The sequence below is a fragment of the Affinundibacterium nitidum genome (assembly GCF_014284155.1).
Classification (GTDB): Bacteria; Pseudomonadota; Gammaproteobacteria; order Burkholderiales; family Burkholderiaceae_D; genus Undibacterium; species Undibacterium nitidum.
The window spans coordinates 711,142-726,852 of sequence record NZ_JACOFZ010000001.1 but is presented as its reverse complement, the minus strand read 5'-3'; the positions used below and the strand labels follow the sequence as shown (position 1 = coordinate 726,852).

Genomic DNA, 15,711 nt, shown 5'->3' with positions numbered 1-15,711 from the left:
GAAGTGCTATTGCGCTTTTCTAGAAAGCCGCTTATAGTCTTCGATATGAACTCTATTTCCACGACATTCGGTGCACACAATGCACTTACAAAAGCAGACCGCTCAGGCCTGCTTTCGTCGTTGGTATTGCCAGTTGCCGCTACCTTGGCAGCTCTATTGTCTCAACTAACGCTATCTTTAGCGAACCTACTAGCGCTCGCGCGCTAAATCCCTATATCCCCACAACTTGAGTAGTGTCTCACCCATGTGTGTCTTGCAAGGGTCGGGAAAAGTCTATTCAAGTTCAGCGTTTGGCAACGTAAGTAACGCATTTCACTCGTTCAGATTAATCGATTTTTCTTAGGTAGACCCGGAGTAAAACATGGCAGATAAACTCATCATTTTTGATACAACTTTGCGCGACGGCGAACAATCGCCAGGCGCTTCTATGACTCGCGATGAAAAGGTGCGTATTGCACGTCAATTAGAGCGATTAAAAGTTGATGTGATCGAGGCAGGTTTTGCTGCGGCGTCACCTGGAGACTTCGAGTCGATTAAGGCAATTGCGGCAGCGGTACGTGAGCCAATTATTTGCTCTTTGTCGCGTGCAAATGACAGAGATATCTCACGCGCCGCGGAAGCCTTGGAAAAAGCCCAGCGCAAACGTATCCATACTTTCATTGCAACTTCGCCCTTGCATATGGAAATGAAGTTGCGAATGAGTCCTGATCAAGTATTGGAGCAGGCAATTCAGGCAGTGCGCTTCGCCCGTCAATTCACCGATGATATTGAATTTAGCCCGGAAGACGCCAGTCGTTCAGACTTTGACTTCTTGTGTCGTGTGATTGAAGCAGTAATCAAAGAAGGTGCGACGACAATTAACTTCGCAGACACAGTTGGTTATGGTGTGCCTGAGTTGTATGGAAGTACCTTGAAACGCTTGCGTGAAACGATTCCGAATTCAGATAAAGCGATTTGGTCCGTACATTGCCATAATGACTTAGGGATGGCGGTGGCCAACTCTTTGGCGGGTGTGATGATTGGTGGAGCCCGACAAGTGGAATGTACGATCAATGGTCTTGGCGAGAGGGCGGGCAACACTGCCCTTGAAGAAGTGGTTATGGCAGTGAAAACGCGCAAAGACTATTTCAATCTTGATGTGGGAATCGATACGACCCAGATCGTGGCGACTTCTAAAATGGTCTCACAAATCACCGGTTTCGCCGTCCAGCCAAATAAAGCAATCGTGGGTGCAAATGCCTTCGCTCACGCCTCTGGTATTCATCAAGATGGTATCTTGAAGGCTAGAAACACCTACGAGATTATGCGTGCTGAAGATGTGGGGTGGAGCGCAAATAAAATCGTCCTTGGTAAATTGTCTGGTCGCAATGCCTTTAAGCAGCGCCTGCAAGAATTGGGTATTGCGCTCGAATCTGAAACTGAAGTGAATGCAGCATTTGCTCGCTTTAAAGATCTGGCTGATAAAAAATCAGAAATCTTCGACGAAGACATTATGGCGGTAGTAGCTGAAGAAGAACATTCGCACGATGCAGATCATTATCGTTTGGTGTCGATCAGCCAACACTCCGAAACCGGCGAACGTTCATCTGCGGTGGTGGTCATAACCATAGGCGATAAAGAAAAATCTTGTATTGCTCAAGGTAATGGTGCAGTCGATGCGATTGTTAATGCAATTGAATCAGAAGTAAAGAGTGAGGCTGAACTATTGTTGTTCTCGATTAACGCTATTACGGCGGGTACGCAATCTCAAGGTGAGGTAACCATTCGACTTGGTAAAGCTGGACGTATTGTCAACGGAGTGGGAGCTGATCCAGATATCGTGGTTGCTTCCGCAAAGGCCTACCTTTCCGCATTAAATAAACTACATTCGAAGGTGGAAAAATTAAACCCTCAGGTTTGAGGCACCCAAATTGAGTGTTGCTTGCTTAATTGACAAGATGGAGCCTTGATCTTGAACTTGTGGATGTTTCGGGTGATTTTGCATCGATTTCTTGGGTGCAGCATCACTCTGATGCTTGAGCGTTGACGCAATTCCATGCTATAGTCGCGGTCTCATCAAAATTTGATGGGGTTTATTAATGTATTTTTCACGATATCGAAGGTTTTGATTATTTAATCTCACTCTTGATATCGCATGTAAAGGAAGATTATGTCTATCGAAAAAAGTGCAAAGGCCGCTATCGTTGCGGATAACGCCCGTGGTCAAAATGACACAGGTTCTCCAGAAGTGCAAGTTGCTTTGTTGACTGCACGTATCAATGACTTGAACGGTCATTTCAAATCTCACTCTAAAGATCACCACTCACGTCGTGGTTTGATCATGATGGTTAACCGTCGTAAGAGTTTGTTGTCTTACTTGAAAAAGAAAGACTTGAACCGTTACCGTTCATTGATCGAGAAACTCGGCTTGCGTAAGTAATTTATTCTTGCGAATATTTTGCTGAGCTTAGCAAAGAATTAAACAAAAAGCCTGCGTCAGTTATACTGCCGCAGGCTTTTTGTCTTTAAGCGGATGTAATTCAGTCGGCATGCAGTAGTGTCGATCTGACGTTGTTGCAGTATTTTGATGTAGAAGATGTAGTAAAGAGTAGGGCGATGTCAGTTTGCATCGCTTGCGGTGAGGTGAACGACAGCACCTGGAAATCTGTCGGCATTAGTAGTAAATAGTGAAAGGACACATTGTGTTTAATAAAGTTACAAAAACATTCCAATACGGTCAACATACAGTGACTTTGGAGACAGGCGAGATCGCTCGTCAATCATCAGGTGCAGTCATCGTGTCTGTAGATGACACAGTCGTTTTAGCGACCGTTGTTGCAAAAAAAGATGCAAAACCAGGTCAGGATTTCTTTCCTTTGACCGTGGACTACATGGAGAAGAGCTACGCAGCAGGTCGTATTCCTGGTGGTTTCTTCAAACGTGAAGGTCGTCCATCAGAGAAGGAAACGTTGACTTCTCGTTTGATTGATCGCCCGATTCGCCCATTGTTCCCAGAAGGTTACTTAAACGAAGTTCAAGTTATTGTTCATGTATTGTCAGTGAACCCAGAAATCGATCCAGATATTGCTTCCATGATCGGTGCTTCTGCAGCGATTTGCTTGTCTGGTATTCCATTCAATGGTCCAGTTGGCGCGGCGCGCGTTGGCTATATTGATGGTCAATATGTATTGAATCCAACTGCAACACAATTGAAATCTTCTGCGATGGATTTGGTTGTGGCTGGTACAGAGACAGCAGTGTTGATGGTTGAATCTGAAGCGCAACAATTGTCTGAAGAAGTGATGTTGGGCGCGGTTGTGTATGGTCACGAGCAAATGAAGACGGTGATCGATGCGATTCATGATTTGGTGCGTGATGGTGGTAAACCAGAAGTGCAATGGGCACCGGCTGCTAAGAATGAGCCTTTGATTGCAGCGGTGACAGCAGTGGCTGAGCCATTGTTGCGTGCAGCCTATCAAATTAAAGAAAAGCAAGCACGTACGGATCAATTGAAAGCGGCGAGTGCAGCGGTTTCTGCTGCGTTGGCGGAGCAAGCCGCAGCTGCTGGGGCTGATACTCCAGATTCATCTGAAGTCGGCAATATTATGTTTGACTTGGAATCTAAGATTGTTCGTTCGCAAATCTTGGATGGTGAACCACGTATTGACGGTCGTGATACGCGCACTGTGCGTCCTATCTCAATCCGTACTGGTGTATTGCCACGTACTCACGGTACAGCGTTGTTCACGCGTGGTGAAACGCAGGCTTTGGTGATCGCGACTTTGGGGACTGCCCGTGATGAGCAAAAAATTGATGCCTTGATGGGTGAATACTCTGATCGCTTCATGTTGCATTACAACATGCCACCGTTCGCGACTGGTGAAACTGGTCGTGTTGGTACGCCAAAACGTCGTGAAATTGGTCACGGTCGTCTCGCAAAACGTGCTTTGCAAGCAGCGTTGCCTTCTCCAGAAGAATTTAGCTACTCTGTTCGTTTGGTTTCTGAAATTACAGAATCCAACGGTTCTTCTTCCATGGCATCTGTGTGTGGTGGTTGCTTAGCTTTGATGGATGCGGGTGTGCCGATGAAAGCGCACGTGGCAGGTATCGCCATGGGTTTGATCAAAGAAGGCAATAAATTTGCTGTCTTGACAGATATTCTGGGTGATGAAGATCACCTCGGTGATATGGACTTTAAAGTCGCAGGTACAGCTGAAGGTATCACCGCTTTGCAGATGGATATCAAAATTCAAGGTATCACTAAGGAAATTATGCAGGTCGCTTTGGCGCAAGCTAAAGAGGGTCGCATTCACATTCTTGGTAAGATGCAAGAAGCAGTGCCAACGGGTCGTGTTGAGTTGTCTGACTTTGCGCCACGTTTGATCACGATCAAGATTAATCCTGAGAAAATCCGTGATGTTATCGGTAAAGGTGGTGCGGTAATTCGTGCTTTAACCGAAGAGACTGGTACGCAAATCGACATCAGTGATGAGGGTGTGGTCACGATCGCTTCTGTTGATGCTGCTGCTGGTCAAGAAGCAAAACGTCGTATTCAAGAATTGACTGCAGAAGTTGAAGTTGGCAAGATTTACGAAGGTACCGTATTGAAGTTGTTGGACTTCGGTGCCATCGTTCAAATCATGCCAGGCAAAGATGGTCTGTTGCATATCAGCCAAATCGCGAATGAGCGTGTGAATGCAGTTGCTGATTACCTTAAAGAAGGTCAGCAAGTGCGTGTGAAAGTCTTGGAAACAGACGATCGCGGTCGCTTCAAATTGTCGATGAAGGCTGCTGCTGAAGCGGTTGCGCCAGCAGCTGAAGCTGCGCCGGCGGCGGAAGCAACGCCTGAGGCCTAATCTCTGCCTTCGCGATTGCTGGTGAGTCTTGTGCTCGCTTGCAATCGCGGGTGAGTTTCAGTGGATGTAAAAAACCGTGCTCGGGAAACTGCGCGCGGTTTTTTTATGGGATTGTGTTTGAGCGAGATCGGAGAAAAGCATGCGAGCAATAGAAATTCGAGAATTTGGTGGACCAGAGGTTTTGCAGCTATGTGAGCGAGATATGCCAGTGCCGGGTGTAGGCGAGGTATTAATCAAGGTGGTTGCTGCTGGTATCAATCGACCGGATGTGTTGCAACGTATGGGGCAATATCCTGTACCTCCAGGAGCGTCTGATTTACCGGGTCTAGAAGTGGCTGGCTATGTTGTGGATGGGGATTTGGAGGGAGCATCTTTCTCGGTTGGTGACGAAGTTTGCGCCTTGGTGCAGGGTGGTGGGTATGCTGAGTATTGTGTAGCCCCTGTGGGTCAATGTTTGCCGGTACCTAGAGGGCTCAGCTTAGTTGAGGCGGCCTCCTTGCCAGAAACTTACTTCACTGTTTGGTCTAATGTCTTTGATCGCGGTGGATTGAAGTCGGGGGACTCAATCTTGATTCACGGTGGGACATCAGGAATCGGTGTTGCTGCGATTCAGCTAGCCAAAGCATTTGGCGCGCGCGTGTTCGTTACTGCCGGGTCGGATGAGAAATGTGCTGCTGCGATCGGAATTGGTGCCAATCGCGCAATCAATTATCGGACAGAAAACTTTGAAGAGATCATCAAAGCTGAAACGAGTGGGCGAGGGGTGGATGTCATCCTCGATATGGTGGCTGCTAAATACTTGTCGGCCAATATCAGTGCTTTGGCTGATGATGGTCGCCTAGTGGTTATTGCCTTGCTTGGTGGTGCAAAGGCGGAGCTCGATTTATCGCAGGTCTTGCGCCGTCGATTGCACCTAACCGGTTCAACTTTGCGGCCACGTTCGATTGCGTTTAAGGCAGAAATTGCTAACGCCCTACAAAAGAATGTTTGGCCTTTGTTTGAATGTGATGCAATAAAGCCTGTAATTTTCAAGACTTTCGAGTTGGAACAAGCAAAAGAGGCGCATGCGCTGATGCAAAGTGGTGAGCATGTTGGGAAAATTGTGCTTGTTGTTTAGTTTTTGGCACTAATTTAACGGGGGAATGTGTAAAAACGACGTTGTCGCAATTGAAATCATCGGTGGAAAATTGACCCTCATCGCTCTGGCGCGATACAATAGACAGTTAATCAAATTTTGAATGCTATGTCACAACAGCGACGCACACTTATTGCCGGTAACTGGAAAATGAATGGTGGCTTGGCCGCAAATGCTCATTTACTTGAGGGTTTGTCCTTAGCTTCGCTCGATCCAGTTGGTTCGCCGGAAGTTCTGGTCTGTGTACCAGCCGTTTATCTCGCGCAAGCTGAAGCTTCGGTAAAGTCTTCGCGTATTGCAATTGGTGCTCAGGACGTATCTGCGCATCAATCTGGTGCATATACAGGTGAGATTTCGTCTTCAATGTTGGCAGATTTTTCCTGTCAGTACGTTATCGTTGGTCATTCTGAGCGCCGCGCTTATCACCATGAGTCTAACGAGTTAGTCGCGCAAAAAGCATTGCAGGCCTTGCGTTCTAGTATTTTCCCTATCGTCTGTGTGGGGGAAACTTTGGAGCAGCGTGAGGCGGGTAAAACGAATGAGGTTGTGGTCACTCAATTGCGTGCGGTGATGGATGTGCTGGATGATGGTGCTTTAGCTCGTATTGTTGTTGCATATGAGCCGGTATGGGCGATCGGTACTGGTAAAACAGCGACACCAGAAATGGCGCAGGATGTTCATGCTGTGCTGCGCGCCACATTGGCAGAGCGTAGTGAGTTTGCGGCGACAAAAGTGCGTATTCTGTATGGTGGTAGCATGAAACCAGATAATGCCAAAGAACTGTTGGCAATGCCTGATATTGACGGCGGCTTAATTGGTGGAGCCTCTTTGAAGGCGATAGATTTTTTAGCGATTGTGAATGCTGCCTGATTTTGTAAATCGGATAGGTATTTGAATTGAATTATGTAGTGCGGGATATTTTTAATTGGATGTTGAAATGAATACTTCTTTGTCATTGTTGGTAAGTGTAGTGCAGGTTGTTTCTGCTTTGGTGATCGTAGGTTTGGTGTTGTTGCAGCACGGTAAAGGTGCTGACATGGGGGCGTCGTTTGGTTCGGGTGCTTCTGGTAGTCTCTTTGGTGCAACAGGCTCGTCCAATTTTCTTTCTAAGTCGACAGCGGTTGCTGTTGCGATTTTCTTTGTTGCGACTTTGGTTTTGACTGGTTTTGGTGCGGGCAAGACGCCAGCCAGCGGTGTGATGGATAACTTGGCTGCGCCTAAAACAACAACCACAGCGCCAGCTTCTGCACCAGTTACTTCTGCTGCGCCTGCAAGTGCTGCGGGTCAATCATCGGATATCCCGAAATAATTGATCTATCACAGTAAAAATATCTTGAATTGATGCAATTGTGCGTTGAACAATTGCTCTGAAGAGAGTAAAATGCTGTGCTTATGCCGACGTGGTGAAATTGGTAGACACGCTATCTTGAGGGGGTAGTGGCGAAAGCTGTACGAGTTCGAGTCTCGTCGTCGGCACCAAAGTTTTTAATCAGCTCTTCTTGCTGATTCATCGAGGAAGTGGTTGCGGTAATGGTTTGAGCAATCACTCAATCATGCAATTAACATTTCAATGTTGCGTTTTTATACGGATACCTAACGTGAACCTCGAAAATTATTTCCCAGTTCTTCTCTTTATTTTGGTCGGTATTGCGGTTGGTGTTGTGCCGCAAGTGTTGGGTCGCTTAATTGCGCCGCATCGTCCAGATAGTCAAAAAACTTCAGCTTATGAGTGTGGTTTCGAAGCGTTCGAAGATGCACGTATGAAGTTCGATGTGCGCTACTACCTCATTGCAATTTTGTTTATTTTGTTCGATCTTGAAACGGCATTCTTTTTTCCTTGGGCGGTATCCGTGAAGGAATTGGGGTGGACGGGTTTCTTGGTAATGCTAGGCTTTATCTTGGAATTTGCGGTCGGTTTTTGGTATATCTGGAAAAAAGGCGCCCTTGATTGGGAATGACTTTGATTAGGAAAAGCGTATGTCAATTGAAGGCGTATTAAGCGAAGGCTTTGTAACTACAAGTCTCGACAAGCTGATTAACTGGACGCAGACCGGGTCTATGTGGCCTATGACTTTTGGTCTTGCTTGCTGTGCGGTTGAAATGATGCATGCCGGTTGTTCTCGTTATGATTTGGATCGCTTTGGTATTGTGTTTCGTCCCTCTCCGCGTCAATCTGACGTGATGATCGTTGCTGGTACCTTGTGTAATAAGATGGCGCCAGCCTTGCGCAAAGTTTATGATCAGATGGCCGAGCCGCGCTGGGTTGTGTCCATGGGTTCTTGTGCAAACGGCGGTGGTTACTATCACTATTCTTACTCGGTGGTGCGTGGGTGTGATCGTATTGTGCCGGTTGATATTTACGTTCCAGGCTGTCCTCCTACTGCAGAGGCTCTGATTTACGGCATTATTCAATTGCAAAACAAGATTAAGCGTAATAACACGATCGCGCGTTGATCGTTCTTGGTCGCGACCTTAATAAAATAGAGCAAAATGACTACCAAATTAGAAAATCTTGATGCAACAGTAAAGGCGGTCATCGGCGAGCGACTCGTGCAGTCGCAATTGGCGCTTGGTGAGTTGACTGTTGTGGTGTCTGCAAAAGACTATTTGCAGGTAATGCTGGACCTTCGTGATCGTGCTGAGACGCATTTTGAAGAGTTGATTGATCTGTGTGGTGTTGACTACTCCACTTATGGAGATGGCGCTTGGGATGGTAAGCGTTTTGCAGTGGTTTCTCACCTATTGTCGATCAAGAATAATTGGCGTTTGCGTGTGCGTGTATTCGCTGAAGATGATGAATTTCCTGTCTTACCTTCCGTGGTTGATGTGTGGAATACGGCAAATTGGTATGAGCGCGAAGCCTTTGATTTCTTTGGTATTCTGTTTGAAGGTCATAATGATTTGCGTCGTATTTTGACCGACTATGGTTTCATCGGTCATCCATTCCGCAAAGATTTCCCAGTCTCTGGATATGTTGAAATGCGGTATGACGCAGATCAAAAACGTGTGGTCTATCAGCCTGTGACGATTGAGCCGCGTGAAAATACGCCACGTATTATTCGTGAAGAAAACTACGGGATAAAGGGTTAAAGGCATCTCGATGGCTGAAATTAAAAATTACACCTTAAACTTTGGTCCTCAACATCCAGCTGCGCATGGTGTTTTGCGCTTGGTATTGGAATTGGATGGCGAAGTAATTCAACGAGCAGATCCACACATTGGTCTGCTTCATCGTGCGACTGAAAAGTTAGCAGAGCAAAAGACATTCTTGCAATCAGTGCCATACATGGACAGGCTCGATTATGTGTCGATGATGTCCAATGAACACGCCTATGTCATGGCGATTGAGCGTATGCTGGGTCTTGAAGTGCCTTTGCGTGCGCAGTACATCCGAGTGATGTTCGATGAAATTACACGTCTGTTGAATCACCTGTTGTGGATTGGTGCACACGCGCTAGACGTTGGTGCGATGGCTGTCATTCTCTACGCTTTCCGTGAGCGCGAAGATTTGATGGATTGCTACGAAGCCGTTTCCGGTGCCCGTATGCACGCGGCTTACTATCGTCCAGGTGGTGTATATCGTGATTTGCCAGATGAGATGCCGAAGCACAAAGCATCCATTTTGAAAAATGAAAAAGCGATGCGTTTGTTGAATGAAAATCGTCAAGGTTCCTTGCTCGATTTCATTGAAGATTTTACGAACCGTTTCCCGAAATACGTCGATGAATATGAAACTCTGTTGACTGATAACCGTATCTGGAAGCAGCGTTTGGTCGGTATTGGTGTAGTTTCTCCTGAGCGTGCGATGGCAATGGGCTTTACCGGCCCCATGTTGCGTGGTTCGGGTGTTGAATGGGATTTGCGTAAGAAACAACCGTACGAAGTTTATGACTTGCTTGATTTCGACATCCCAGTTGGTGTCAATGGCGATAGTTATGATCGTTATTTGGTTCGTGTTGAGGAAATGCGTCAATCAAACCGCATCATTAAACAATGCGTCGAATGGTTACGTAATAATCCTGGTCAAGTGATGTCGACGAATCATAAGGTAGCGCCACCAAGTCGCGTGAATATGAAGTCGAATATGGAAGAGCTGATTCACCATTTTAAATTATTCACTGAAGGTTTCCATGTTCCTGCTGGTGAGGCATATGCCGCTGTTGAGCATCCAAAAGGTGAGTTTGGTATCTATTTGATGTCCGATGGTGCGAATAAACCGTATCGTATGAAGATTCGTGCGCCCGGTTTCGCTCATTTGCAAGGTTTGGATGAAATGGCCAAGGGCCACATGATTGCTGATGCTGTAACCATCATTGGTACGCAAGATATCGTGTTTGGTGAAATTGACCGGTAGTTGGTCTTGGGCGACGGGATAGTTTGCCCGTAACAGTAAATTGATAGATGATTGATGCCGCTCAGCGGCTCAATATTTGAGGCAAGAGCGATGATCTTATCAGAGCAAGCACTAAAGAAAATTGATCGCGAACTCGCGAAATTCCCGGCCGATCAGCGCCAATCAGCTGTGATGGCAGCGTTGGCGATCGCGCAAGATGAAACTAATTGGCTGTCGCCAGAAGTGATGCAGTTTATCGCTGATTACATCGGTATGCCAGCAGTGGCAGTCCAAGAAGTGGCAACGTTCTACAACATGTATAACACCAAGCCAGTCGGTCAGTTCAAGATCACTGTGTGCACTAATTTGCCTTGTGCATTGTCTGGTGGTGAACGCGCGGCCCATCATTTGAAACAAAAGCTAGGTCTTGACTACAAAGAAACCTCGGCTGACGGTAAATTCACTTTGATGGAAGGGGAGTGCATGGGCGCGTGTGGTGATGCACCTGTTATGTTGGTTAATAACAAGCGCATGTGCAGTTTCATGTCGAACGATAAGATTGATGCTTTGGTCAGTGAATTAGGTCAAACAGCGGAGGCGGGTAAATAATGACGAGTCTACATAATCGCCATATCAAGCCATTGATCCTTGCTGGCTTAGATGGAAAGAACTGGCACTTGCAAGATTACGTAGCGCGCGGTGGCTACCAGTCTTTGAAACGAATTTTGGATGAGAAAATCCCACCAGAACAAGTAATCGCTGAATTAAAGGCTTCGTCGTTGCGCGGTCGTGGTGGTGCAGGTTTTCCAACTGGCTTGAAGTGGAGCTTCATGCCACGTCAATTCCCTGGGCAAAAATATCTCGTTTGTAATACTGACGAAGGCGAACCAGGTACATTTAAAGATCGCGACATTATTCGTTATAACCCGCATGCTTTGATCGAAGGCATGGCTATTGGCGCTTACGCGATGGGTATTACGGTCGGTTATAACTACATTCACGGCGAGATTTTCGCCGACTACGATCGTTTCGAAGAAGCCTTGGAAGAAGCACGCGCTGCAGGCATGCTCGGTGACCGTATTCATGGTTCCGATTTTTCATTCCAATTGCATGCATTCCACGGCTATGGCGCTTACATCTGCGGTGAAGAAACAGCTTTGTTGGAGTCCTTAGAGGGGAAAAAAGGTCAGCCACGTTTCAAACCACCATTCCCAGCGAGTTTTGGTTTGTATGGTAAACCAACGACGATCAATAACACAGAAACTTTTGCTGCTGTGCCATTCGTATTGGCGATGGGCGGTGAAGCTTATGCAGCACTCGGTAAACCAAATAACGGCGGTACGAAGATTTTCTCTATGTCCGGTGACGTAGCGAAGCCAGGTAATTACGAAGTGCCGCTCGGTACACCATTTGCGACTTTGTTGGAGTTGGCAGGTGGTATGCGTGATGGCAAGAAAATCAAAGCGGTTATTCCAGGTGGTTCATCAATGCCTGTGTTGACCGGCGACGTCATGATGGCAACCGATATGGACTATGACTCGATCGCGAAAGCAGGTTCGATGTTGGGTTCTGGTGCAGTGATCGTGATGGATGAAACCCGTTGCATGGTGAAATCCTTGCTGCGTTTGTCGTACTTCTATTTTGAAGAATCTTGCGGTCAATGTACGCCGTGCCGTGAAGGGACTGGCTGGTTGTATCGCATCGTTCATCGTATCGAAAACGGTCAAGGCCGCCCGGAAGATTTGGATATGCTCAACGCCGTTGCTGATGGCATTCAAGGTCGTACGATTTGTGCCTTGGGTGATGCTGCAGCGATGCCAGTACGTGCATTCGTCAAGAATTTCCGAGAAGAGTTTGAGTACCACATTGAGCACAAACATTGCTTAGTGCCGACGTATTTGTAATTAAAGTTTTAGTGTCTGCTTGAACAGAGCCGTTCAAGTTTGAAAAATTATTCGCTTAGCGTACCCAGAGCACACCATGGTTGAAATTGAAATAGACGGCAAGAAAGTAGAAGTCCCTGCGGGAAGCATGGTCATGGATGCTGCCAATAAACTTGGCACATACATTCCCCACTTTTGCTATCACAAGAAACTGTCCATTGCGGCCAACTGCCGTATGTGTTTGGTCGAGGTAGAAAAAGCACCGAAGCCATTGCCAGCTTGCGCCACACCAGTGACTCAAGGCATGATCGTTCGCTCAAACAGCGACAAGGCAACCAAAGCACAAAAAGATGTGATGGAGTTCTTGTTGATCAACCATCCACTCGATTGCCCAATTTGCGATCAAGGTGGCGAATGTCAGTTACAAGATTTGGCCGTGGGTTACGGTAAAACCAGCTCACGCTATCAAGAAGAAAAACGTGTTGTGTTCCACAAGAACGTAGGCCCATTGATTTCGATGGAAGAAATGAGCCGTTGCATTCACTGCACACGTTGTGTCCGTTTCGGCCAAGAGATTGCCGGTGTCATGGAATTGGGTATGCTCAATCGTGGCGAGCATTCAGAAATCACTTCTTTCGTTGGGAAAACAGTTGACTCCGAATTGTCTGGCAACATGATCGACCTTTGCCCAGTCGGTGCCTTGACTTCGAAACCATTCCGTTATTCTGCCCGTACATGGGAATTGTCTCGCCGTAAGTCGGTTAGTGCGCATGATGGATTGGGTTCAAATCTGATCGTTCAAGTCAAAAATAACAAAGTGTTGCGCGTTGTTCCTTTGGAAAACGATGAGATCAATGAATGCTGGATTTCAGACAAAGACCGTTTCGCTTATGAAGGTTTGAATACTGAAGATCGTCTGACTAAACCAATGTTGAAACAAGGCGGTCAGTGGCAAGAAACTGACTGGCAAACAGCGCTTGAATACGTCGCTCATGGTTTGAAAAATGTTCGTCATGAACATGGTGCGAATGCCATCGGTGCGTTAGCGACAGCAAACTCCACGTTGGAAGAACTGAGTTTATTAGCTGGTGTTGTACGTGGTATGGGGTCCGACAACATCGAAACACGTTTGCGTCAGTCTGATTTCGGTCTAACAGGTAAAGCAACACCTTGGTTGGGTATGTCGATCGCATCCTTCGCGCAATTGCGTCAAGTGTTTGTGATTGGTTCCTTCTTGCGTAAAGACCATCCGTTGTTGGCCGCTCGTTTGCGCCAAGCAGTGAAGAGTGGTACGAAGCTAAGCGTATTGCATGCAACTGACGACGAATTGTTGATGAAAGTCGCCAACAAAGCGGTGGTGGCGCCATCTCAATGGCTGTCTTTCTTGGCTGAAGTCGCAACAGCGGTTGCGAATGTAAAACAAGTCGCAAAACCAGCTGGTATCGCCGAAGTTGTGGTGAGCGAAACGGCGCAAGCGATTGCCAATAATTTGTTATCGTCGAATGACGAAAACAAAGGTGGCGTATTCCTCGGTAACACGGCAGCACAACATCCAAATGCAAGCCAAATTCACGCATTAGCGCAATGGATTTCGCAGCAAACAGGAACTGGCTTTGGTTATTTGACTGAAGCAGCAAACTCAGTTGGTGCTTATCTGGCTGGCGCAGTACCAGCCAATGCTGAAGTGGCTGGCTCAGTATTGAGCAATGCACGCAAGGCACTCTTGTTGCTCAATGCTGAGGCACAACATGATTTTGCAGACGCCAACCGAGCAAGTGCCGTATTAGCTCAAGCTGATATGGTGGTGGTAATGTCACCGTTTAAACAAGGTTTCGAATACGCCGATGTTTTGTTGCCAGTTTCTCCATTTACTGAGACAGCAGGTACTTTCGTCAATTGCGAAGGTCGTGCACAAAGTTTCCATGGTGTCGTTAAGCCCCTCGGTGATACACGTCCAGCGTGGAAAGTATTGCGTGTATTGGGTAACCTGTTAGGCTTGGAAAAATTTGAGTTTGAAACTTCAGAAGCCGTGCGTGATGCAGTGATCGGCCAAGGTGTCACCGATTGTTCTAGTAAGTTGAATAATTCTACAGAGATCTCTATAGCGGCTGCTTCTTCAACTGCCGGATTGGAACGCGTATCTGATGTGAATATCTATAGTACAGATGCCGTCGTACGTCGCTCCGAATCCTTGCAACGTACTGCAGATGCAAAGGCGGCGACTACTGTGAGTTTAAGTGCAGCCGAGTTTGCGCGTCTAGGTATTGCGAATGGTGATTTTGTGAAATTGACGCAAGGTGCTGCTTCTATCGTGATGCCAGCCAACTTAGATAAATCATTGCCGTCAACGGTAGTTCGTGTTGCCGCTGGTGTGTTGGCGACGCATCAACTGGGTGCGATGTTCGGCCCAATTAGTGTGGAGCGTGCATAATGAATTTCTTAGAAACGATTCAATCCTACGGCGTACAGTATTTGGGCTCTTTGTGGCCTTTGGTATGGACCTTGGTCAAGATTGTTTGCGTCACATTGCCATTGCTCGGTGCAGTTGCTTACTTGACGTTGTGGGAACGTAAGATGATTGGTTGGATGCACGTGCGTCTTGGACCAAATCGTGTCGGTCCAGCTGGTTTGCTGCAACCAATTGCTGATGCTTTGAAGTTGCTGTTGAAAGAGATCATCGTTCCAGCAAAAGCAAATAAAGTGTTGTTCGTGTTGGCGCCGATCATGACAATTATGCCGGCACTTGCAGCTTGGTCTGTTGTGCCATTTGGTCCTGATGTTGTATTGGCTAACGTTAACGCCGGTTTGTTGTTGATCATGGCAATCACTTCCATGGAAGTCTACGGCATCATCATCGCGGGTTGGGCTTCGAACTCTAAGTATGCGTTCCTTGGTGCGATGCGTGCTTCCGCACAAATGGTTTCCTATGAAATTGCGATGGGCTTTGTTTTGGTCATCGTTTTGATGGTCTCGGGTAGTTTGAATTTGACAGAAGTAGTGAATGGTCAAATGAAAGGCTATTTCGCTGATCATGGCTGGAATTTCTTGTCTTGGAACTGGTTGCCTTTATTGCCGATGTTTGTGATCTATGTGATTTCCGGTATCGCTGAGACAAATCGTCATCCGTTTGACGTGGTTGAGGGCGAGTCTGAGATCGTTGCTGGTCACATGGTTGAATACTCCGGTATGTCATTTGCGATGTTCTTCTTGGCTGAATACGCCAACATGATTTTGATTTCTGCTTTGGCTTCCATCATGTTCTTGGGTGGTTGGAATTCACCGATAGGTCATGACGTTCCAGTTCTAGGTTTGTTAGCTTACATCCCAGGGTGGATCTGGTTGGGTATCAAAACTTTCGTCGTAGTGTCGATGTTTATTTGGGCTCGCGCTTCTTTCCCACGTTATCGCTATGATCAAATCATGCGCTTGGGCTGGAAGGTCTTCATACCTTTGACTTTGGTCTACTTAGTGATCGTCGCTGCATGGATGCAAAGCGCTTGGAACATTTGGAAATAATCGACTCAG

General features: G+C 46.8%; 15 protein-coding genes and 1 tRNA gene. All 16 read left to right on the top strand.

Going from position 1 to position 15,711, the window contains the following annotated elements; translation table 11 throughout:
* Positions 1-45: 45 nt before the first annotated feature.
* The 16 genes from H8K36_RS03190 to nuoH all read left to right on the top strand — a co-directional run bounded on the left by H8K36_RS03190 (position 46) and on the right by nuoH (position 15,702).
* Positions 46-207, top strand: coding sequence for a hypothetical protein (locus H8K36_RS03190; RefSeq protein WP_186915117.1), 162 nt, complete (start codon positions 46-48; stop codon positions 205-207).
* Positions 208-361: 154 nt separating this feature from the next.
* A complete protein-coding gene (locus tag H8K36_RS03185) occupies positions 362-1,900 on the top strand; it encodes a 2-isopropylmalate synthase (protein ID WP_186915118.1) in 1,539 nt (512 codons plus the stop codon).
* A gap of 249 nt (positions 1,901-2,149) precedes the next feature.
* Complete coding sequence (gene rpsO / locus H8K36_RS03180) at positions 2,150-2,419, top strand: 30S ribosomal protein S15 (protein WP_186915119.1); 270 nt, start codon at positions 2,150-2,152, stop codon at positions 2,417-2,419.
* Positions 2,420-2,681: 262 nt separating this feature from the next.
* Positions 2,682-4,835, top strand: a complete 2,154-nt coding sequence (pnp, locus tag H8K36_RS03175) for a polyribonucleotide nucleotidyltransferase (protein WP_186915120.1) — start codon at positions 2,682-2,684, stop codon at positions 4,833-4,835.
* A gap of 139 nt (positions 4,836-4,974) precedes the next feature.
* Positions 4,975-5,952, top strand: a complete 978-nt coding sequence (locus H8K36_RS03170; protein WP_186915121.1) for an NAD(P)H-quinone oxidoreductase — start codon at positions 4,975-4,977, stop codon at positions 5,950-5,952.
* Positions 5,953-6,078: 126 nt separating this feature from the next.
* On the top strand, positions 6,079-6,840 hold the full coding sequence (tpiA, locus tag H8K36_RS03165; RefSeq protein ID WP_186915122.1) for a triose-phosphate isomerase: 762 nt from the start codon (positions 6,079-6,081) through the stop codon (positions 6,838-6,840).
* A 67-nt stretch (positions 6,841-6,907) separates the two neighbouring features.
* A complete protein-coding gene (secG, locus tag H8K36_RS03160) occupies positions 6,908-7,279 on the top strand; it encodes a preprotein translocase subunit SecG (protein WP_186915123.1) in 372 nt (123 codons plus the stop codon).
* Positions 7,280-7,364: 85 nt separating this feature from the next.
* Positions 7,365-7,449, top strand: a tRNA-Leu gene (locus tag H8K36_RS03155).
* A gap of 119 nt (positions 7,450-7,568) precedes the next feature.
* Entirely contained in the window at positions 7,569-7,928 is a 360-nt protein-coding gene (locus tag H8K36_RS03150) for an NADH-quinone oxidoreductase subunit A (RefSeq protein ID WP_186915124.1), read from the top strand.
* A 19-nt stretch (positions 7,929-7,947) separates the two neighbouring features.
* A complete protein-coding gene (locus H8K36_RS03145; protein WP_186915125.1) occupies positions 7,948-8,424 on the top strand; it encodes a NuoB/complex I 20 kDa subunit family protein in 477 nt (158 codons plus the stop codon).
* Between the two features lie 36 nt (positions 8,425-8,460).
* Positions 8,461-9,060: an NADH-quinone oxidoreductase subunit C gene (locus H8K36_RS03140; protein WP_186915126.1), complete on the top strand. Its 600-nt coding sequence runs from the start codon at positions 8,461-8,463 to the stop codon at positions 9,058-9,060.
* A 10-nt stretch (positions 9,061-9,070) separates the two neighbouring features.
* The gene (locus H8K36_RS03135) at positions 9,071-10,324 is read left to right on the top strand and encodes an NADH-quinone oxidoreductase subunit D (RefSeq protein ID WP_186915127.1); all 1,254 of its coding nucleotides are present in this window, start codon (positions 9,071-9,073) and stop codon (positions 10,322-10,324) included.
* A gap of 90 nt (positions 10,325-10,414) precedes the next feature.
* Positions 10,415-10,912: an NADH-quinone oxidoreductase subunit NuoE gene (gene nuoE / locus H8K36_RS03130; RefSeq protein WP_186915128.1), complete on the top strand. Its 498-nt coding sequence runs from the start codon at positions 10,415-10,417 to the stop codon at positions 10,910-10,912.
* The gene (gene nuoF / locus H8K36_RS03125; RefSeq protein WP_186915129.1) at positions 10,912-12,207 is read left to right on the top strand and encodes an NADH-quinone oxidoreductase subunit NuoF; all 1,296 of its coding nucleotides are present in this window, start codon (positions 10,912-10,914) and stop codon (positions 12,205-12,207) included. Before nuoE ends, nuoF begins: the two co-directional genes overlap by 1 nt.
* A 76-nt stretch (positions 12,208-12,283) precedes the next feature.
* Positions 12,284-14,617, top strand: a complete 2,334-nt coding sequence (gene nuoG / locus H8K36_RS03120) for an NADH-quinone oxidoreductase subunit NuoG (protein ID WP_186915130.1) — start codon at positions 12,284-12,286, stop codon at positions 14,615-14,617.
* Complete coding sequence (gene nuoH / locus H8K36_RS03115) at positions 14,617-15,702, top strand: NADH-quinone oxidoreductase subunit NuoH (protein WP_186915131.1); 1,086 nt, start codon at positions 14,617-14,619, stop codon at positions 15,700-15,702. Before nuoG ends, nuoH begins: the two co-directional genes overlap by 1 nt.
* The last annotated feature ends 9 nt before the right edge of the window (positions 15,703-15,711 follow it).